18 protein-coding genes and 1 riboswitch are annotated in these 21646 nt (G+C 46.0%); of the genes, 3 read left to right on the top strand and 15 right to left on the bottom strand.

The window, feature by feature from the left end:
* Positions 1 to 6: 6 nt before the first annotated feature.
* From guaB to NI462_RS09265, 7 genes are all read right to left on the bottom strand, one after another.
* Entirely contained in the window at positions 7 to 1473 is a 1467-nt protein-coding gene (gene guaB, locus NI462_RS09295; RefSeq protein ID WP_004281332.1) for an IMP dehydrogenase, read from the bottom strand.
* Positions 1474 to 1699: 226 nt separating this feature from the next.
* Entirely contained in the window at positions 1700 to 2065 is a 366-nt protein-coding gene (locus tag NI462_RS09290) for a YkgJ family cysteine cluster protein (protein WP_004281330.1), read from the bottom strand.
* A gap of 96 nt (positions 2066 to 2161) precedes the next feature.
* Positions 2162 to 2959: an oxygen-binding di-iron domain-containing protein gene (locus NI462_RS09285; protein WP_253160268.1), complete on the bottom strand. Its 798-nt coding sequence runs from the start codon at positions 2957 to 2959 to the stop codon at positions 2162 to 2164.
* A 183-nt stretch (positions 2960 to 3142) separates the two neighbouring features.
* A complete protein-coding gene (locus NI462_RS09280; protein WP_253160266.1) occupies positions 3143 to 3718 on the bottom strand; it encodes a TMEM165/GDT1 family protein in 576 nt (191 codons plus the stop codon).
* A 72-nt stretch (positions 3719 to 3790) separates the two neighbouring features.
* Positions 3791 to 3932, bottom strand: a riboswitch (yybP-ykoY riboswitch).
* Between the two features lie 156 nt (positions 3933 to 4088).
* The gene (locus NI462_RS09275) at positions 4089 to 6095 is read right to left on the bottom strand and encodes a 2-oxo acid dehydrogenase subunit E2 (protein ID WP_253160264.1); all 2007 of its coding nucleotides are present in this window, start codon (positions 6093 to 6095) and stop codon (positions 4089 to 4091) included.
* A gap of 2 nt (positions 6096 to 6097) precedes the next feature.
* Positions 6098 to 8800, bottom strand: coding sequence for a pyruvate dehydrogenase (acetyl-transferring), homodimeric type (gene aceE, locus NI462_RS09270; protein ID WP_071850274.1), 2703 nt, complete (start codon positions 8798 to 8800; stop codon positions 6098 to 6100).
* 327 nt (positions 8801 to 9127) lie between these two features.
* Entirely contained in the window at positions 9128 to 9811 is a 684-nt protein-coding gene (locus NI462_RS09265; protein ID WP_004281322.1) for a M23 family metallopeptidase, read from the bottom strand.
* Between the two features lie 107 nt (positions 9812 to 9918).
* On the opposite strand from NI462_RS09265, the gene NI462_RS09260 reads away from it, so the two are divergent.
* The gene (locus NI462_RS09260) at positions 9919 to 10359 is read left to right on the top strand and encodes a DciA family protein (protein WP_004729162.1); all 441 of its coding nucleotides are present in this window, start codon (positions 9919 to 9921) and stop codon (positions 10357 to 10359) included.
* Positions 10360 to 10458: 99 nt separating this feature from the next.
* Here NI462_RS09260 and lpxC read toward each other — a convergent pair whose 3' ends face one another.
* From lpxC to murG, 7 genes are all read right to left on the bottom strand, one after another.
* Positions 10459 to 11361 (bottom strand): UDP-3-O-acyl-N-acetylglucosamine deacetylase, encoded by a 903-nt coding sequence (gene lpxC, locus NI462_RS09255; protein ID WP_253160261.1) that lies wholly within the window; start codon positions 11359 to 11361, stop codon positions 10459 to 10461.
* Between the two features lie 126 nt (positions 11362 to 11487).
* Entirely contained in the window at positions 11488 to 12681 is a 1194-nt protein-coding gene (gene ftsZ / locus NI462_RS09250) for a cell division protein FtsZ (protein ID WP_004281317.1), read from the bottom strand.
* 159 nt (positions 12682 to 12840) lie between these two features.
* Entirely contained in the window at positions 12841 to 14103 is a 1263-nt protein-coding gene (ftsA, locus tag NI462_RS09245) for a cell division protein FtsA (protein WP_004647239.1), read from the bottom strand.
* A gap of 70 nt (positions 14104 to 14173) precedes the next feature.
* Positions 14174 to 15028 (bottom strand): cell division protein FtsQ/DivIB, encoded by an 855-nt coding sequence (locus NI462_RS09240; protein WP_071850278.1) that lies wholly within the window; start codon positions 15026 to 15028, stop codon positions 14174 to 14176.
* A gap of 2 nt (positions 15029 to 15030) precedes the next feature.
* Entirely contained in the window at positions 15031 to 15960 is a 930-nt protein-coding gene (locus NI462_RS09235; protein ID WP_243474499.1) for a D-alanine--D-alanine ligase, read from the bottom strand.
* A 57-nt stretch (positions 15961 to 16017) separates the two neighbouring features.
* The gene (gene murC, locus NI462_RS09230) at positions 16018 to 17466 is read right to left on the bottom strand and encodes a UDP-N-acetylmuramate--L-alanine ligase (protein ID WP_005245710.1); all 1449 of its coding nucleotides are present in this window, start codon (positions 17464 to 17466) and stop codon (positions 16018 to 16020) included.
* A 12-nt stretch (positions 17467 to 17478) separates the two neighbouring features.
* Positions 17479 to 18576: an undecaprenyldiphospho-muramoylpentapeptide beta-N-acetylglucosaminyltransferase gene (gene murG / locus NI462_RS09225; RefSeq protein WP_253160259.1), complete on the bottom strand. Its 1098-nt coding sequence runs from the start codon at positions 18574 to 18576 to the stop codon at positions 17479 to 17481.
* A gap of 424 nt (positions 18577 to 19000) precedes the next feature.
* Between murG and NI462_RS09220 the strand changes: the two genes are divergently transcribed.
* The gene (locus tag NI462_RS09220) at positions 19001 to 20203 is read left to right on the top strand and encodes an MFS transporter (protein ID WP_253160257.1); all 1203 of its coding nucleotides are present in this window, start codon (positions 19001 to 19003) and stop codon (positions 20201 to 20203) included.
* 51 nt (positions 20204 to 20254) lie between these two features.
* On the opposite strand, the gene gshB is transcribed toward NI462_RS09220, so the two are convergent.
* The gene (gshB, locus tag NI462_RS09215) at positions 20255 to 21205 is read right to left on the bottom strand and encodes a glutathione synthase (protein WP_005250312.1); all 951 of its coding nucleotides are present in this window, start codon (positions 21203 to 21205) and stop codon (positions 20255 to 20257) included.
* Between the two features lie 143 nt (positions 21206 to 21348).
* Between gshB and NI462_RS09210 the strand changes: the two genes are divergently transcribed.
* Positions 21349 to 21549, top strand: a complete 201-nt coding sequence (locus NI462_RS09210) for a DUF3565 domain-containing protein (protein WP_253160255.1) — start codon at positions 21349 to 21351, stop codon at positions 21547 to 21549.
* The last annotated feature ends 97 nt before the right edge of the window (positions 21550 to 21646 follow it).

Genomic DNA, 21646 nt, shown 5'->3' with positions numbered 1-21646 from the left:
GGGAGATTAACCCACGCGATAGTTTGGTGCTTCTTTGGTAATGGTCACATCATGTACATGTGACTCCGACATACCGGCAGAAGTGATTTTCACAAACTTGGCATTCTGACGCAGATCTTCAATTGTCGCAGAACCGGTATAACCCATCGAAGAACGTAGGCCGCCCATCATCTGATGTACGATATTACCCATTGGGCCTTTGTACGGTACACGACCTTCAATACCTTCAGGAACCAGTTTTTCGGCCCCAGCCTTGGAGTCCTGGAAGTAACGGTCAGCAGAACCTGTTGCACCCGCCATCGCGCCCAATGAACCCATACCACGATAAGCTTTGTAGTAACGGCCCTGGAAGAATTCAACTTCGCCTGGTGCTTCTTCAGTACCGGCCATCAATGAACCCACCATAATCGTGCTTGCACCCGCACCAATCGCTTTGGCCATATCACCAGAGAAACGAATACCGCCATCCGCGATCAAAGGAATCTGATCTTTCAGCGCATTGGCAACAGAATCAATTGCAGAGATCTGTGGCATACCAATACCCGCCACAATACGCGTGGTACAGATTGAACCAGGACCAATACCAACTTTAACGGCATCAGCACCTGCATCAAGCAACGCCAGCGCAGCATCACCTGTTGCGATGTTACCGCCAATCACCTGAACTTGTGGATAGTTGGCCTTAACCCAACGTACACGCTCAATCACACCCGCAGAATGACCATGTGCAGTATCGACTACAATCACGTCCACACCTGCATCAACCAGGGCTTCTACGCGGCTTGGCGTTTCTGCACCAGTACCGACAGCAGCACCAACACGCAGACGACCCAGGTCATCTTTACAGCTATTTGGATACAATTCAGCTTTACGGAAATCGGTTACCGTAATTAAGCCTTTCAGCTCTTGCTGATCGTTGACCACCAATACTTTTTCAATACGGTGCTGTTGCAATAAAGCTTGGATATTTTCTTTCGATTCGCCTTCACGAACTGTCACCAGACGATCCTGACCAGTCATGATATTGCTGACTGGCTGCTCAAGATTGGTTTCAAAGCGTGTATCACGACCGGTCACGATACCCACCACTTTGCCGTCTTTCACAACGGGCACACCACTGATATTGTTGGCTTGAGTCAGCGCAATCAGTTCACGTACTGTGGTTTCAGGAGTCACTGTAATCGGGTCTTTGACCATACCCGCTTCGAATTTTTTCACACGGCGCACTTCTGCAGCCTGAACAGCGATATCCATGTTCTTGTGCAAAATACCGATACCGCCATTTTGCGCCATTGCAATCGCCATACGGGACTCAGTCACCGTATCCATTGCTGCAGACACAAGAGGAATATTCAGGTTAATGCCACGAGTTAAACGTGTCTTTAGGGAGACATCTTTTGGAAGAACAGTAGAATAGGCAGGGAGTAATAGGACATCATCGAAGGTTAACGCGTCTTGAACGATGGTCAACATAACAGTCTCACTGGTAATTTCCGTGCACTATTATAAACAAATATCGGCTTAAATTTCATTGCAATTGCAAAATTATTTTTTTATTCAAGCTTCGTACACGCAGATCTATGTGGGTGCTAAAACAGTATCAATAATACGTCCGATCATGAAGTTCTCTATTTTAAAATATACCCCCGATCATTTTAATGGACTGAAAAGCAGAGCCTAAGCTCTGCTTTGGATGGATTTAGCTGACATATTCAAAACTGTCATCATTGTCGGCTTCATCAGTTTCAATCTGGACAAAGGGCAACATATTGTGTGCAACACGTGCCTTGTTGCATTGATCATCGGCAATCTGCACTTCTTTGCAGGATGAACTGCGCTGCTCATACATGCCGCAGCTGACCTGCTGGCCGATGGTGCCATCAAGTGCGATACAGCGTGGATCTTTTTGATTGGTTCCAGCCATACATGAATAGACTGCTGTCACAGGTTCGGTATAGTGCTCAGGCATATGAATACCTTCAGCCCAATAGAACGAAACCCTGAAATAGGCGCAGCACGCCCCGCAGCTTAAACACGCATCCGGTTTTGGAACTTGAGACAACATTTCTTATAAGTTCTCGTCATCAAAAAAAGTTTTTTGGAGAAGAAATATAAAAAATGTTGTTTTTCCACACAAGAAAAAAATTATTTTTTGTGTGAACTATTCAGGACAGGTAAAAACCGTTTCATCCATCAGGTCAGTGCCGCATTCCAGCGTTTCAATCCAGTCCAGAAACTGGGTAATCTGCTCTTTGCCGATAAATGGTGTGCCATGCTGCGGCACAATCATCTCGATTTCCATGCTGCGTACCATTTTCACCCAGAGACGAATCACCTTGTTATTGCACATATAGCGTTGATGGAAGCTTTTCATTTTTGGGATATGCGCGGCAAAGTTTTCCAGTGGCTTGGCGGCATCTTCAACCATGGACGCACCCATATCACCTGAAAATAAAATTTTGGCAATCGGATCATAAAACTGGAAATTCCCTACCGAATGCAGAAAATGCGCCGGTACCGCCACAATATGAGATTGGCCCAGTGGAATGATTTGACCATGATCCGGAAGCTCCACCAGACGGTCCAGCCAGTTGCCTTTCATCCGTTCGCTCATAAAGGCCGAGTTTAAGTGCGGCAAGAAACGCGCCCACAGCTTGGATGCCACCACTTTGGCATCGGTATATACCAGCCAGCGCGGCATGGAAGTGATAATGTCCGGGTCTTGATGTGAAGCCATGACATAGTCCAGATGGGTCAAGCGGGTGTATTTATTCAGTTCCATGGTCAGCGGCACATAGGTTAAATCACCACCCGGATCGAGTACCGCTGCGCGCTCATGATCAATAATCAAAAACTGGTTTGCCTGAACGCCTTCACCTTTGACCAGACTGGTAAAACTAATGCATTTATGTGTCCCATTATCAAACAGGACTTGCGATGTGGTGCGCTCAAAAACCATATAAATTCCCCAATTTATAGTTAAAACTGCTGTTTTATACCCATACAACATATAAGGATTTAATAGAATTTACAATCCATAAAACCGACCATATCACGAGATTTATCAAGCTTTTCAGAGGATTTAAGCATAAAAAATCCTGAGTTTTTAGCTCAGGATTCATGCAATTTGTTATTTTATAATTTAAAAGAAATAATATTGAACCAGGGTCGCGACACCTATGACCAGGAAAATGGCCGCGCCAATTTTATGGATCAGGCTGATCGGGAGTCTGTTCGCCAGTTTATCACCCAAAAATACCGCAGGCGCATTGGCCAGTATCATGCCTAGCGTAGTACCCAACATCACCCAGAAGACGCTGTCGAAACGTGCCGCCAGTGCCACTGTGGCAATCTGGGTTTTGTCACCAATTTCTGCCAGAAAAAACAAAATGAAGGTTGCACCAAATACCCCGAATTTTTGCCATTTATTGATACTGGCATTTTCATCACCCAGTTCATCCGGAATCAGCATCCAGACTGCCATCGCGATAAAGCCAATCGAAACGATCCACAGCAGTACTTCCGGCCCAATCACTGTGGTTACCCATTGTCCCAATACTGCAGAAAGGCCGTGGTTAATCAATGTCGCCAATAAAATAGCAACTAAAATAGGAACAGGTTTGCGAAAGCGTGCGGCAAGCAGCAATGCCAGCAGTTGGGTTTTATCACCCATTTCAGCCAGTGCTACGATTGCAGTCGACAGTAAGAATTCATACATGAGGTCTTTCTCTGGCTAGCATCCAATACCAATGACTCACCGCTCCTGCTAGCCAAAATCTGCAGAGTGGTAAATCAAAGGTCTTGCCAACAAAAGAAAGCTTGGAAAAGCTGACTTGGTTCTTTGCTATGATGACCATGCCCGGTTGAGCAAATATGTTGACCATCACCCTTCTGCTTTGCGCAAAAGGCGGCTACTCCCCAATGAAGTGCGCCAAGTATAGAATCAAATAGATTATTTTTCAATGCAGCAAGAAAAAACCCTGCCGAAGCAGGGTTTTTATTTATACCTTCTTTGTATTTCTTCCTGAGCTTCAATTGAAATATTTTTCAATGAAGCGCAAGAGAAAAGAAAGTGAATCGAATTTAATTTAGATTAACAGCGTACGAATATCTTTAAGCAGCTTGGTTAACTTATTGGTAAAGCGTGCTGCATCTGCACCATTGATCACACGGTGATCGTAAGACAGAGACAACGGCAGCATCAAGCGTGGATCAAAGCCTTCACCATTCCATACTGGTTGCATGGTGGCAGGAGAAATACCCAGAATCGCCACTTGCGGCCAGTTCACCAATGGCGTAAATGCTGTACCACCAATTGAGCCCAGGCTGGTGATGGTAAAGTTCGCACCTTGCAGGTCTTTCGGTGACAATTTCTTGTCACGCGCTTTTTGACCCAGGGTTCCCAGCTCAGTGGCAATCTGTTTAATGGACTTCTGATCGGGATGACGCAGTACAGGCACGGTCAAACCATCTGGCGTTGCGACCGCGATACCCATATGGATCTCGTTACGTAGCAAGACTGACTTACCATCATCGGCCAAGTGACCAGCAAATTCACGCTCTTCTTTTAACAAGTGCGCAACTGCTTTGATGATGAATGCCATAATGGTCAGGCTCAGGCCTTCTTTCTTGAAGTTGCCTTTCAGTTCATTACGCCATGCTTCGAGTTCAGTAATATCTGCTGCATCAAACTGGGTCACTTGCGGAATGAAATTATTCAGCGACAACTGTGGAATAGACACTTGTTGCAAACGCGTCAAGGCTTTCTCTTCCACACCACCAAAAGCGCTAAAGTCTGGCAGTTTTGGTAGACCTGCGACTTGAGCAGCAGCGGCTACAGGAGCCGCCTGTGGCGTAGTAAGACGCGTTTTGACATAGGCTTTCAGGTCTTCTTTCATGACGCGCGCATGTGGGCCAGATGCTTTGACATCTGCCAACACGACGCCCAGTTCACGTGCCAGTTTACGCACAGCAGGACCGGCATAGACTTTCGAGTTAGCCACACTCTGCTCTTTGGTCAGCTTATCGGCATTATCCGACGTCGCGACTGTTTGAGTAGAAGATGCAGCAGGTGCCGATGCTGCTTTTGCAGCAGGCGCTTTAGGTTCTTCTGCTTTGGCTGCAACAGGTACAGCAGCTGCTTGCGCTTCAGCTTCAATTGTTACCAGTGCAATGCCTTGAGAGACATTTTGACCCAGTTCAACATGAATGGCTTTAATCACGCCGGCTGTAGTGCTTGGCACTTCAACAGTCGCCTTGTCTGATTCCACCACGATGATGCTTTGGTCTTTTTCAACCGTATCACCGACCTGAACCAGAATTTCAGCTACAGCCGCCTTGTCTACACCCAAATCAGGCACCATCACTTCAACATCACCCGCAGGTGTTGCTGGCGTTTCTGGTGCTTCGACTGCTTTCTCTTGGGCCGCCGCTTGAGCAACTGGTGCTTGAGGTGCTTCTGTCGGTGCTGATGCTGTCGAAACAGCCGTTTTCACTTTCAGAATGACCACACCTTCTTTAATGGTATCGCCTTCTTTAATCTCGATAGATTCCACCGTGCCCGCAACCGTACTTGGCACTTCAACAGTCGCCTTGTCTGATTCCACCACCACGATGCTTTGATCCACTTCGATTTCATCACCGACAGAAACCAGAATTTCACCGACAGTGGCTTTTTCTACACCAATATCGGGGATTTGAACATCAACCACCTGTGAGCTCGCTTGTGCCTCAGGAGCAGCAGAAGCTTTAGGCTGATGCGAAGCCAGTTCCTGCATGATTTCCTGATCCGGCAATGAAGTCGGAGTATTTTCTGAAGTTTTTTGTGAGGCATCTGCTTGCTGTGGCTCGACCACATCAGCGCTACCGTCTTCAGCTTGTAGCTCAATCAGTACCGCGCCTTCAGCGACTTCATCACCCTGGCTCACCAGAATGCTTTTTACCACGCCTGCTGAAGTGCTAGGCACTTCAACAGAGGCTTTATCAGATTCAAGCAACACAATGCTGTCATCGATCGCGATCGTATCACCGACTTTGACCAGAATTTCGGCCACTGTTGCCTTATCTACACCAATATCAGGAGTCGTAATTTGCATGCTTAGTTCTCCTCTTTGTAGTCAGCAACAGCATGTACAGATGGGGTTTCTTGAGGTGCCCAAGCCACTGGACGATCTGTATCAAGCTCAAAAGTCGAGATCGCATCTTTTACCAGACGCGCATCAACTTCACCTTCATCTGCCAGTTTTTTCAGGGTTGCAACCACAATATGGGCAGCATCGACACCGAAGTAACTACGCAAGTTGGCACGTGTATCTGAACGGCCATAACCGTCAGTACCCAATGCTACGAATGGACGGCCATCTGGAAGATAAGCACGAATCTGTTCGCTATAAGCACGCATATGATCGGTTGCAGACACGACGATACCTTCAGTACCGCGAAGCTGTTTCGATACCCATGCTTCTTTTACGTCTTCAGCCAGCGGATGCAAGCGGTTGTATTCTTCACATGCCATACCGTCACGTGCCAGTTCATTGAAGCTGGTCACACTGTAAACATTTGAATGAATTTGATATTCCTCACGAAGAATCTTCGCTGCCTTGATCACTTCACGTAGGATCACACCTGAGCCCAGTAACTGAACAGTGGCTTTTTCATCTTCTTCCAGTAAGTACATACCACGCTTGATGCCTTCTTCAACACCTTTTGGCATTTCCGGATGCTCGTAGTTTTCGTTCATCACAGTTAAGTAATAGAACACACGTTCTTGGTTCACATACATACGTTGTAAACCGTCATGCACGATCACCGCCAATTCATAACCGAAACATGGGTCATAAGAGACACAGTTTGGAATGGTATTGGCCAAGATGTGTGAATGACCATCCTGATGCTGCAAGCCTTCACCGTTCAGTGTAGTACGACCTGCAGTTGCACCCAGCAAGAAGCCTTGTGCCTGTGCATCGCCTGCTGCCCAGGCAATATCACCGATACGCTGGAAACCAAACATCGAGTAGTACATATACATCGGAATCATTGGCAGGTTATTGGTTGAATAACTGGTCGCCAATGCTGCCCATGCACTCATCGCACCGGCTTCGTTAATCCCTTCCTGCAACATGTGACCGTCTTTGGCTTCACGGTAATGCATCAGCTGTTCTTGGTCTTCCGGGGTATATTTCTGGCCATGCGCGGCATAAATACCGAGCTGACGGAACATCCCTTCCAGACCGAAAGTACGGGCTTCATCAGGCACGATTGGCACAACACGGTCTTTAATCGCTTTCTCTTTAAGAAGTGCAGAGATTAAACGCACCATCACCATCGTGGTAGATTGTTCTTTACCATTTGAACCGGCCAAGACCGAATCAAATACTGAAAGTCCAGGAATCGCCAGCTGTTCGCTTTCCTTACGACGTGCAGGCAGGTAACCACCTAGCGCTTCACGACGTGCCTTCATATATTTCAATTCAGGTGAATTTTCGCTTGGACGGTAGAACGGTACTTCTTCAAGCTGTTCGTCGGTGAAAGGAAGGTTGAAACGATCACGCACATATTTCAAGGAATTGATTTGCATCTTCTTGATTTGATGCGTTTTGTTGACTGCTTCGATTTCTTCCGACAAACCATAACCTTTCACGGTTTTCGCCAGAATCACGGTCGGCTGACCTTTAGCCGTACATGCTTCAGCATAAGCAGCAAAAACTTTGTACGGGTCGTGACCACCGCGGTTCAGATTATCAATATCTTCGTCGCTTAAATCTTTCACCAGCTCTTTAGCTTCTGGGTATTTACCGAAGAACTTTTCACGCGCGTAAGCACCACCTTTTACCTGGTAACGCTGGAAATCGCCATCAACAGCTTCTTCCATCACTGCTTTCAGTGCGCCAGATTTGTCTTTGTCGAGGAGCGGATCCCAATGACGGCCCCACACAACTTTAATCACACGCCAGCCTGCGCCGCGGAATAGTGACTCAAGTTCCTGAATGATCTTGCCATTACCACGTACCGGACCATCCAGACGTTGTAAGTTACAGTTTACTACCCAAATCAGGTTGTCGAGCTTTTCACGACCTGCCAGAGAAATTGCACCCAGGCTTTCCGGCTCATCCATCTCGCCATCGCCCAAATACGCCCAAACCTTACGATCTTCTTCTTTGATCAGGCCACGGTTCATCAGGTACTTTTGAATATGTGCCTGATAAATTGACATGATTGGACCCAGACCCATCGATACGGTTGGGAACTGCCAGTAGTCCGGCATCAAATAAGGATGCGGATAAGATGGCAGACCTTTACCGCCTACTTCACGACGGAAATTATTCAGATGCTCTTCAGTCAAACGGCCTTCTAAAAATGAACGCGCGTAAATACCCGGTGCACAGTGACCTTGATAATAGATCATGTCGCCGCCAAAGCTGTCGCTGTTGGCACGGAAGAAGTGGTTAAAGCCCACATCATAAAGGGTTGCGGAAGAAGCAAAACTCGCTAGGTGACCACCGAGATCGTCACCGGTTTTATTCGCGCGTAATACCATTGCCAAGGCATTCCAGCGGATCAGCGCGCGAATACGGCGCTCCATGTCCTGGTCGCCTGGCATTGCAGGCTGTTCTTCAACAGAAATCGTATTTAAGTAGGGAGTATTTAAACGCTGAATAGGAACATGCTTTGCAATTGCGCGTTGATAAAGTTTTTCTAATAAAAATGCTGCACGCTCAGTGCCCATGTGCTGCAAAACAGAGTCAAATGCATCTTGCCATTCTTGGGTTTCTTGCGCGTCTGTATCGCCATAAAACGCCATAATCTACAGTTCCTAAAAGCCTAATCTAATGTCTTATATGTACCATATTTAAGACCTCTGCAGGTATGGCCTTAGCTGAATGCGATTTAGCAGTACTATTTAGGAACTAAATGATGGGTGACGTATAATTACACTACATAACAAAAAATAGTCAATAAAGGCGATTTATTATACAATCATTATAATAGTTGGTGATAATATGAGACTTAAAAGTGATAAAACAAAAAGCTCTTCAAGTTGACTTGAAGAGCCTGCAGTTTAAACGCTTTAAAATGCTTATTGGAGGTTTTTATGTATAGAGATGCTTCTTGTTATTCAGGTCTATACTTAAGGTAACATGGCCAAATAAGTAGATGGGTTTTTACGTTGACCGTCTTTTACTACTTCATAATGTAAGTGTGGACCGGTACAGCGACCAGTACAGCCAACGTTGGCAATATGATCACCTGCTTGCACCTGCTCTCCCACACGTGCAATAAGACGTGAAGCATGGGCATAGCGCGTTAAATAGCCATTGCCATGATTGATTTCAACGTATTGACCATAACCTGTGCCCCAACCTGATTTGGTCACAATCCCTGGACCTGTTGCATAGATTGGTGTACCACTTGGCGCTGCAAGATCAAGGCCTGAATGATTTTCAGCACGGCCACTCATGGTACGGCCACCGTAATTTGAACTTACGCGAGAATTAGGTAAAGGATGAGAAATTAGCCAAGAATAAGCACTGTTTGCTGCCGCTTTATTGGATGAAGTATTGGCATACTTCTGAGCAAGCGTTCGATTGTTCAGTTCAACTGGTTTCTCACGAAGTTGAACATTCAATTTAGTCTGTGCTGGAATATCGATATCATCTGGATGAGTATATGCACCCTGTGCCAGAGTACGCGTCAATTGCTCAATACGATCTGTTGAACCATTTTCTTGATTTAGATTGACTAAATCTGCGAACGCAACCGAAGCCGCTGAAACTGATAAAGAAAATGCCAACAAAATACGTCGCATATGCATAAAAAACCTCTCTAAACTGCTTTAATCGAGTTCCTTGAAGATCTCTATCCTTGATATCCACTAAAAGAAGCGCATAAGATTAAGACATAAATATGTAGGAATTATGTATGTCGGAACCTGTCAACGTTTTTCAACAAACAAGAAAACAGATAAAAACAGGAAACTTTTCGTTTCTCTCATCACAAGTCGCTGCCTGGCAGAAACTTACGAAACTCGTACAACCGCTATTGCCCCAACCGGAACGCTGGCAAGTTGTCTGCTATCAAAATGGTGTGTTAACGATTACCGGTGAAAACCAGGCCATGATCAGTCAATTGGCCTATCTTCAAAAGCAATACATTTCACAACTCTCTCAAATAAATGAATTAACAGATCTCACTAAACTTCAAGTTTGTCTGCGGAATCCTTCGCAAACGCCACCTGTTTCAGCAACACCTGAAAGAGCCTTAAATGCAGAAACACAGGAATTACTTCGTAGTGCTGCTGACTTTATAAGCGACCCTAAGCTTAGCCAAGCTTTACTACGTTTGGCAAGCAATAAAAAGTAACATCGCAATCAAATGTAATAAATTAAAAAGCAAACATTATGTGATGTGTATCACAGTATTAAAGCAATAACAAAAACATAAAGACACAAACACAATGACTTATGTCACATTCACATACATGATTGGACAATTGGCTTCGTCATTAAATGTTACAATTTCATAGCAGCTTGGATCACTTTTCACATTGCGTAAAAGTTGATTATTCAAGGCATGTCCAGATTTGTAACCATCAAATTTGGCAATAATCTGATGTCCGAGCAGGTATAAATCACCGACGGCATCCAGAATTTTATGACGTACAAATTCGTCCGAGAAACGCAAACCTTCTTCATTGACGACCCCGGTTTCATCTACACCAATGGCATTTTCCAGGCTGGCACCCAGCGCCAGATTATTGGCTTTGAGATAATCCAGATCTTTCATAAACCCAAAGGTACGCGCTTCACTAACTTCATAAACGAAGGTTTCAGTAGAAAAATCGATACTGGCGGACTGATGTTCTTTTTTAAAGGCAGGATGATCAAAATCGATGGTGAAATTCAGCTGAAAGCCATCATGTGGGCTAAAAATGGCACGTTTGTCATCAATCAGTGCTTCAACCGGTTTAATAATCTTGACGAATTTTTTGGCGGCATCGAGTTCTTGCAAACCACCCTGCATTAACAGGTAAATAAACGGACCTGCGCTGCCGTCCATAATCGGCACTTCAGAGGCAGAGACTTCGATAATCAGGTTATCAATGCCCAGACCAGCGATCGCACTCATGACATGTTCAATGGTGCCCACTTTGGCATTTTCCTGAACCAGATTCGAGCACATAAAGGCTTCCTGAATCAGCATGGCATCAGCAGGAATGTCCACCGGTGGATTCAGGTCTATACGACGAAACACAATTCCCCCATCGGCATGGTGCGGCACAAAGTTAATCATGACTTTTTGCCCACTGTGAAGACCGATTCCGCTCGCTTTCACGACACGTTTCAGGGTACGTTGTTTCAACATGCTTTTATCATCTGTTCATCTATAAAACCGCTATACGTTAGCATATTTGGCCATTGATAAAAAACAAAAAGGTGGCTTAAAAGCCACCTTTCCTGTCTAATCCAGCTAAACACATGATGTTACATGTTATTTACGCTGTTGATTCTTAAGATAATCCTGAATGCTCATTGGTGTTGGGCGCGGGCTAGAAACTGAAGCTGCCGCTGGATTCGCTGCTGCACCTGTTTCATGCTGCTGACGCTGAATTGCCGGTACGTCATCATCTTCCACCACAGCCTGTGTAGCTGCTGCTGGACGAGTTGCCTGTACATTGGTACGTTTGGTCGGCTCAACTGAATCCGCTGCATGACGGGTTAGACCTGTTGCAATCACAGTCACGCTGATTTCATCACGCGCATCCGGATCAAAAACGGTACCGTAGAACACCTGACCTTCATCTAAATCGACAATCTGGTTCACGACATCGGTAATTTCTTCAATTTCACCGAAAGTCACGTCATCGCCACCGGTCACGTTAATCAGAATACCTTTGGCATTCATGATAGTCACGTTGTCGAGTAATGGACTACGGATTGCCTGCTCAGCAGCCTGACGTGCACGGTTCTCACCACGACCCAGACCGACACCCATCATGGCATAACCACGCGTGCTCATGGCTGTTTTTAAATCGGCGAAGTCAAGGTTGATATGGCCAGGACGGACCACCAAATCAAAAATACTGCGTACTGCATTCAGTAGAACATCATCCGCTTTTTTATATGCATCTTTCATTGAAATATCACGGAAGACTTTCAATAAACGCTGGTTTGGAATGATGATCAATGAGTCTACATGCTGCTCAAGGGCTTCGATGCCTTTTTCGGCAGACTGTAGACGGCGTTTGCCTTCAAAGTTAAATGGCGTGGTCACGACACCAACGGTCAAGATACCCATTTCTTTCGCAATTTCAGCCACGACTGGCGCTGCACCGGTACCGGTACCACCGCCCATACCCGCAGTAACAAAGACCATATCGGTCCCTTCAAGCTGCTGGCGGATCAGTTCACGGCTTTCTTCTGCTGCGGTCTGGCCGACTTGCGGATTTGCACCTGCACCCAGACCACGGGTACTCTGCTCGCCCAGCTGAATTTTAAATTCGGCTTCCATGCGATCCAATGCCTGTTTGTCCGTATTGGCACAAACAAATTTTACGCCCTGGATATCGGACTGCAACATATGTTGTACCGCATTACCACCCGCACCACCTACACCAAATACAGTGAAACGGGCTTGACCATTGCTATCGCTATGATCGTCTTCGAAAAATTCAAATGAGGCCATGACCTATAAAATTCCTAATTCATAATTGGCAGTCACTAAGCCCGTATACTGCCTTAATCTTAATAAAATTGTTTTTAAGAATGCTGCTCATGCGTTCACTTGTCAAGTACAAGCCCGATTAACTACATCTTCCCAACAATAATCACAATAAAAATCGACTTAAAAGATTGATTTCAAGGTGTCATTAAAGCCAAACAAGGCTCTTTTGACCCGTTTAGCCAAGGACAACCGTTCTACATCATCCTGTTCCACAATCGTGTCCTGGGTATCACTCTGACTAAACATCAGCAAACCAGCCACGGTACTATATTGCGAGCGACGTAAAGCAGCCTGATGTTGTTCATCCGCATACACCTGAGTCGGCGGATTACCTAAATGCGCCGAGACTCCCATGGTACGGCGAACAAAGCTCACCATCCCTTCGATATGACTGGCATCACCGGTCAATACCACACCATGATACAAGCCCTGGATGGCACCATTTTTCACCAGCTCATCACGTACTAAACCTAAAATTTCTTCATAACGCGCCATGATGATTTCAGTCAATTCAATCCGGCTGATGGTTTGTGGCCCGTCAATCCCCTGGAACTGAATCATATGGTCCGGCTTGACCACTTTCAGGTCGACACAGCCATACAATAATTTCAGACGTTCAGCTTCTTCAGTCGTGGTTTGCAATACTGCTGCAATATCGCGGGTCACATGTTCACCACCACGTTGGAAGGTATGGGTTAAGGCCAGACGACCATCCACATACACTGCAACATTGGTCGTGCCAGCACCGATATCTACTAAGCACACGCCATATTCTTTTTCGTCTTTCAGCAGGCTGGCTTCAGCAGTGGCCAAGCTCGACACCACCATTTTTTCCACGCCAATATTGGCACCTTTCAGGGCGCGATCAATATTCTGCATGGTACTGATTGGCAGCATCATCAGATGATAATGTCCGGTCATGCTATGTGCCGACATACGAATCGGGTTTAGCACCCATTCCGGTGAATCATCCAGCTCAAAACCCAGAGGCACAGCACTGACCAGATAATGATCTGAAGTCAAATGACTGGCTTTGGCCAATTCCAGTGCACGCACCACTTCACTGGTGGTAATCGCATGTTCGCTATTGTCGATCGAGGTGCGACCTGAAGCATAAAAGCTTTTTAATTCGGCACTTGGAATAGAAACCCAGGCAGAATGTACACGACATTCCGCCATATCTTCTGCTTCTTGAACGGCATTTTTAATTGCAGTAATAACTTTATCGAGACTGACAATTTTCCCTTTACTCATGCCTCGGTTACGAGCGGTGGCCATACCAATCACTTGGATATTGTCTGGCGCGTGTACCTTGCCAATCAAAACTGAAACTTTGTGTGTCCCAATGTCAATCGCCACAACCGAGGGAACAGCTTCACTCATTATTCACTACTACCATTACGTGTTTGTTAGATTTATGGCTTTAAATGCCTCTATTTTTTAAAGCCGATCATTATGGCTTTACTGTTACCTTATTCTCAACGCCCGTGTCATCAATGGTTACAATAAAATGTCCATTTACAATTTTAGGCGGAATTGAATTTTTCCACTGTATCGACAATCCATTGCGATAACGCAGGTCAATGGCCGAAATTTTAGACCAGACCGGCTTTAAATCGCTCTGAGACAGATGACTCAGGCGCTGTAATTTGCTCATGGTCTGGTCTTTATCCACAATTATTCTTAAACCCGAATCAAACTGCATAAACCAGGTCATTCGCTCGGTGAGATATAATTCTTTTAGACGAATGCCTTGTGGTAAAAATAACTGATTAATTTCATTATAACGACGCATCATGGTTTCTGCATGGCTCGCCGGCCCATGTAGTAACGGTAATGCCTGATAATTCTTGGGTGTGACTTCCGTGAAAATAACACCACTGTCACTTAGTAAACGCCCTGTCCCCCAACGCGCAATCGCATGATGCGGCATGACCCGTACCCGAATGCCATTTGGCCAAGCTCGGGAAACCACGACCCGATCCACCCAGGACAATTCCAGGGTACGATCACGGATCGCTTCCAGATCCGAAGTAAAATAGTTTTCGGTCACAATCGGTGACACATATTGCATGACCTGACGCTGTTCAGCAGCCGAGCGCGTACCTATCACGCCCAGCTCTGCCACGTCACTATTGGTCATGACTTTATATAAGCCCAATATTCCAAAGGCCAGCACCAATACCGCAATACACAACAATAACCAGCCACCAAAATTGGTCAGCTTTTCTTTACGTGTTGGCGGCTTGTCGTGAATTGAAGTAATCGCAGCACGTTTACGGCGCATGGAAACAGGAAGTTGAGCCATATTTAGTGTGCCGAACCAGTCAAGGTCTGTTCCAGAATCGCAACACACAGCTCATCAAAACTGTAACCGACTGCAGCTGCCGCTTTTGGCACCAGAGAATGACTGGTCATGCCCGGTACGGTATTCACTTCAAGCAACCAGAAGTTGCCCTGTTCATCCTGCATAGCATCGATCCTACCCCAACCGCTGGCACCGACTGCCTGGAATGCGCGCAAACTTAAGGCTTTTAACTGCTGCTCTTCAGCTTCAGTTAAACCACATGGAATGCCATATTGCACATCATTACGCTGATATTTCGCTTCATAATCGTAAAAGGCAACATCTTGAGGCGGTTCAAGACGAATTACGGGTAGCGCCTGACCATTTAAAACCACAATGGTGTATTCACGGCCAGTAATCCATTTTTCTGCCATCACCACGGCATCATGTTCAGTTGCCTTGGCAATTGCTTCAGCAAAATCTTCAATTTTTTCGACCTTGCTCATACCGATACTGGAACCTTCATGCACCGGCTTGATAATCAAAGGCAAGCCTAAAGCATTAACAATGTCGGTCGCATCAGAATCTTTGGTGACAATACGATACGGCGCTGTCGGTAATTCCGAACCCTGCCAGACCTGCTTGGTCTTGACCTTGTCCATGCCGATCGCAGAACCTTGTACACCGGTACCGGTATACGGCACGTTTAACCATTCCAGTGCACCCTGAATTTGGCCGTCTTCCCCGCCACGTCCATGCAATACAATAAAAGCACGATCATAATTTACCAGTTCTGTGACACTACGCTCCTGCGGGTCAAACGCTTCCGCATTAACCCCTGAACGCACTAATGCCTCAAGTACCGCCGTACCACTGTCTAGAGAAACCTCACGCTCTGCAGATTTACCACCAAGCAACACGGCAACTTTTCCGAATTTTGAAGCATTTGACACGTTTATATCCTTAAACTTTTTTCAATCTGGTCAATTCAATTCAGTCATGCAAGATGACTATTTTATATATAAGTGATTTTGCGCAAGCTCGACTGAGATTGCTCCAACATTACCTGCGCCCTGGGTTAATAACAAGTCATTTGCTTGCAATACTTTTCTCATGATCTGATTCAGGTTGCCGTCCGCTGCATCAACCAGAATCGGCTCGACTTCGCCACGTAGACGAATGCTGCGGGCCAAAGTACGGCTGTCCGCCCCGACAATCGGTTTTTCACCGGCAGGATAAACATCCAGCAACAATAACTGGTCTACAGTAGAAAGCACTTCCACAAAATCATCAAAACAGTCACGGGTACGGCTATAACGGTGTGGCTGGAACATCATTACCAAACGACGGTCTGGATGACTTTGACGCGCAGCTTTAATCGTCGCTTCGACTTCTTTTGGATGATGGCCATAGTCATCCACCAGTTTCACGTCACCGCCCTCAATCGCAAACTCACCCTGAACCTCAAAGCGGCGACCCACACCACTGAAACCTTCCAGTGCACGGCAGATTGAAGCATCAGACACGCCTTCATCGGTTGCTATACCAATCGCGGCCAGGGCATTCAGCACATTATGCAAACCTGGCTGGTTGACCGTTACACGCAATGGCTCACGCTCTTTACGCAATACGGTAAAGTGGGTTTGCATACCATCCTGATCAACATCTACTGCGCGGATGTCATTGTCTTCATTAAAACCATAAGTCAGTAACGGACGTGCAATCCGCGGCATGATTTCACGGATATTAGCATCATCACCACAGACTACGGCCAAGCCGTAAAATGGCAGTTTTTGCAGGAACTGGATAAAGGTATCTTTCAGGACATCGAAGCTACCGCCATAGGTATCCATATGATCGGCATCAATATTGGTCACCACGGCAGCCATCGGTTCCAGGTGCAGGAAAGAGGCGTCTGATTCATCAGCTTCGGCTACGATATAACGGCTGGCGCCCAAGGCTGCGTTCATACCGGTACGGTTCAGCAAACCACCGATCACATAGGTTGGATCCATGTTTTCTTCAGCCAGCATACAGGTGATCAGACTGGTGGTTGTGGTTTTGCCATGCGTGCCGGCAACGGCAATACCATGACGGTAACGCATTAGTTCACCCAGCATTTCCGCACGGCGAACCACAGGAATACGGTTTTCAATCGCGGTTTTAATTTCCGGATTTTCTTTATCAATCGCGGTAGAGACCACGATCACGTTGGCGCCCTTAATATTATTTGCAGTATGCCCGATATAGACTTTAATGCCATTCGCTTCCAGCTGTGCGGTGGTATTGGATGCCTTGATATCTGAACCGGAAACTTTATAGCCCTGGTTTTTCAGCACTTCCGCAATACCACACATGCCTGCGCCACCGATCCCCACAAAATGAATGTGTTTGATACGGCGCATTTCCGGCACTTTAATTAACTTTTTCGCTTGTTCAGCTGGGGTTGTTGGAGACATAGTTTACTCGGATTACAATTCTTGAATTAAACGGACCACATGTTGAGTCGCATCGGGTTGAGCCTGTCGACGTGCTTTCACGGCCATTTCCATTAACAGTTGGCGATTCAGCATCGGCTCTAATAATGTTGTTAAACTTTCCGGGGTCATCGTGGCCTGCGGGCAAATCTTTGCCGCATTGATATTGGCCAGGAAACCAGCATTGGCCGTCTGGTGATCATCCACCGCACTTGGAAGCGGCACAAAAATCGCAGCTACGCCGGCAGTGGCAATTTCAGTGACGGTCAAAGCTCCGGCACGGCAAATCACCAGATCGGCATCAGAATAGGCTTTGGCCATATCTTCAATAAAGGGCTGTACTTCAACTTGCAGACTGGCTGGTGCATTTTCATAACGTGCCCGGGTCGCCTCGGCATGGTTTTGCCCACACTGATGATAGACGCTTAATGGCACATTGAGTTGCTTTAAAGCTTCCGGAACCCGTTCATTTAAGGCTTGCGCCCCCAAAGATCCGCCAACGATCAAAATACGTAAGGGCATTCCTGCCTTGTCACGCTCCTGATAACGCCAAGACGGATTTAAAATTTCGCTAATTTCTTGTCGTACCGGATTACCTGTAGTCACGACTTTTTCTTGGGCCGGAAAGGTATTTGGAAAAGCCTGACACACCATCTTTGCCACACGCGACAATTGGGTATTGGTAAAACCGGCAACTGCATTCTGTTCATGGATCAGCACCGGAATGCCTAAGATACGTGCGGCCAAACCACCCGGGCCTGCCACATAGCCGCCAAAGCCTGCCACGGCATCGACCTGAAGCTGTTTCATGAATTTCATGGCACTTAAGGTGGCTTTCATAATTTTAAAAGGCGCCAAGGCTTTACGTAAGAAACCATTGCCACGCACACCCTGAATATCAATCTGATAAATGGGGATATTCTGGTTTTTTAACAGGCGGTTTTCCATACCTGCGGGGGTGGCCAACCAGGAAACCTGTATACCTTGTTGTTGTAAGTCTTTGGCAACAGCTAACGCTGGAAACACATGTCCACCTGTACCTGCTGCCATCATCATGACATGTTTAGGCTGTTTTTGCTGAGCGTCGGTCACGGTCTAATTCTTCAATTCAAAAAATGGAGCAGGAAATCTGATTTAAGTAATCAATTGTAATCACAAACCTCAGGCCATGAAAGTTTATTTACTTTATTTCAACAAGGCTTTAATTGCTTTTTTCACGCAAATTTCAAGTTTGGACTCGTTTTATTTATAAGGTCTGCACTTTTTCTTCGACTTAAGTGACATATCATATCAATTTTAAATGATTTTCTCATTATATTATCAATAACCTTGCCACGGACAGGGCTTTATTTAAAACCCTTTACAGCTCACTCCCGGTCAATCCATATCCTATCATCGACTAATGAGCTTAGGCTTAAATCCTATTAATTTTATAAAACTTTCATGTTATTCATATCTATATATGAATGATGCTTGATGTACAAGCAGATGCTTTAAATAGACTCAGTTCGGATAGATGTCAAAAATATCATGTCGTAATGTATGGATTATCTTGGCCGGTTATCTGGCTGCGATCCATGTCGGCAAACTTTCGGCCGTGATTCCTGTGTTGCAGCAGGATTTAAACCTGAGTTTTACTCAGGCTGGTTTTTCATTAGCATTGGTGCAGGCTGCCGGAATGCTGTTTGCGCTATGCATTGGCGCCTTTTCAGAAAAAATGGGATTAAAGCGCTGCCTGATTATGGCCTTAATCATTTTAGGGTTGAGCAGTCTTGCCGGGCTCTGGATTACGCAGCCTGCCACTTTATATGTATTGCGCTTTATGGAAGGAATCGGGTTTTTAACCATTTCCTTATGTGCGCCAGCAATTCTAAAACGTACCAGCCGCGCTGAAACACTGAATTTCAAGATGGGACTCTGGAGTTCTTATATGGGTATTGGTGTCAGTCTGGCCGTATTGATGATTCCTCTCCTGCTTGAATATCTGGACTGGCAAACGATCTGGGTCATTTTGGGCTGCCTGTGCCTTGTCATTGCTGTCATGATTAAACAATATTTAAATATTGAACCTGTCCCGGTAACACAGCCAGACTCTTCCCAAGCAGCTACAGAAAATACCTCATTCTGGCAGATTGTTCAAATTACCCTGACCCATCCTCCCATTATCTGTCTGGCGATTATTTTTGCCTGTTATAGCAGTCAATGGATCACTGTCACGGGCTTCCTGCCTACGCTGTATGTCGAACAGGGGCTAGACTTAAAACGCGCAGGGATGCTGGTTTCAATGGTTGTGCTGGCCAATCTGGGCGGTACTTTTGGCGCAGGCATGTTGCTGCAACAGGGTTATAAACCGCACACCTTATTGAGCACCGGATTTGTGGCAATGCTCTGCAGCAGTTGCTTGGTATTTGCAGCAAATTCCTGGCTCTCATTTGAATTGCAGGTTGTCAGTGCCGTGCTGTTTTCACTGATTGGCGGGATGATCCCGACCACTGTTTTTGCGATTACCCTGCACTATGCACCACGTGCCTATGCAGCAGCGGCCAGTGTGGGTCTGGTTTTACAAATTTCAGCCTGCGCACAGTTTTTTATACCGACCCTGAGCGCTGCGCTGATATCTGCCACTCAATACTGGGCCAATCTTGCCATTATCACCGTCTGCCTTTCGATGCTGGGTATGGTAATGACGGCATTTTTATTTAAGCGCTATCCTCAATGAAAAAATAAAAAAGAGCCTGCAAGCAGACTCTTTTTTCACCTGATTTTGCTTTTAAACCTGATTGGCCTGCCCCGCTTCCAGCACGGCAAACAGATCATCTGCAATCGAGGTGCCAAACTGGGTGTCAATTTCACGGATACAGGTTGGACTGGTTACATTAATTTCAGTAACATAATTTCCGATCACATCCAGCCCTACAAAGACCAGACCTTTTTCTCTGAGATACGGCCCTACTTTTGCTGCAATGGCTTTGTCATTTTCAGTCAGGGGGCGTGCCTCACCTAGGCCACCCGCGGCCAGATTACCACGCACTTCACCATTTTGTGGAATACGGGCCAGACAATACGGCACTGGCTCACCATTAATCATCAGGATGCGTTTATCGCCTTCGACAATTTCCGGAATATAACGCTGCGCCATAATCGGCTGGGTACCATTATTGGTCAGCATTTCAATGGTTGAACCGATGTTGATGCCATCCTGATACAGGCGGAAAATCCCGGTGCCGCCCATACCATCTAGAGGTTTTACAATCACATCGACCTGTTCTTTGAGAAATTCACGGATCAGGCTTTGCTGCGAAGTCACCAAGGTCGGAACTTGCAGATGCGGGAACTGGGTCGCGAACAGTTTTTCATTACAGTCACGCAGGCTTTGCGGTTTGTTGATGATCCATGCCCCTTCGCGCTCTGCCTGCTCCAGAATATAAGTGGTATAGACGAAGTTCATATCAAAAGGCGGATCTTTACGCATCAAGACAACGTCATAAGCAGCGATCGACTCTTTTTGTTTTTCGCCAAGTTCATAATAATGGTCGTAGTCTTCAAATACCTGTAGCGGCGCGATCAGACCAAAGGCCTTGCCCTGATCGATATATAAATCTTGCTGCAATGCATAACCGAGTTCATGCCCGCGACGTGCTGCTGCCCACAGCATGGCCATGGTCGAGTCTTTCTTCAGGTTTACATTTTCAATGGGATCCATCACAACAAGTACGCGCATGTGTCTCTGCTCTTTTTCAAAAAATGACTTGGCAAGGAGTATAGCTTGTGTGGATTCTTTTGTTTATAGTGATTTTGCATGACTTATTTTGTATAGGTTTTTAGATAGATGCTCAGGCAATTTGAGCTCAAGGGAGGTATGCCATGCAACAGGCCATTATCGGTTTTCATCTGGATGAGGAACAGCATTGGGTTGCAGAGCTGGCCTGCGGACATGGCCAGCATGTTAGGCATACCCCGCCATGGCAAAATCGCCCATGGGTGATGACCGAGCAAGGGCGCAAGGAAAAGATCGGGATACTGCTGGACTGTAAAAAATGCGAAAAGTGCGAAACTGAAACCTGAACCTATGAAAAAAATAGTATGTAGGTGACCTAAAAAATAATCTTGTCCAGAATTTGCTAATTTGAGTTACTGCGTTTATGCTTTTATTGCTCAAACA

Source organism: Acinetobacter lwoffii (genome assembly GCF_024129715.1).
GTDB lineage: Bacteria > Pseudomonadota > Gammaproteobacteria > Pseudomonadales > Moraxellaceae > Acinetobacter > Acinetobacter lwoffii_U.
Note: the sequence above shows the minus strand (reverse complement) of the source record. Positions and strands in the feature narration are given on the sequence as shown.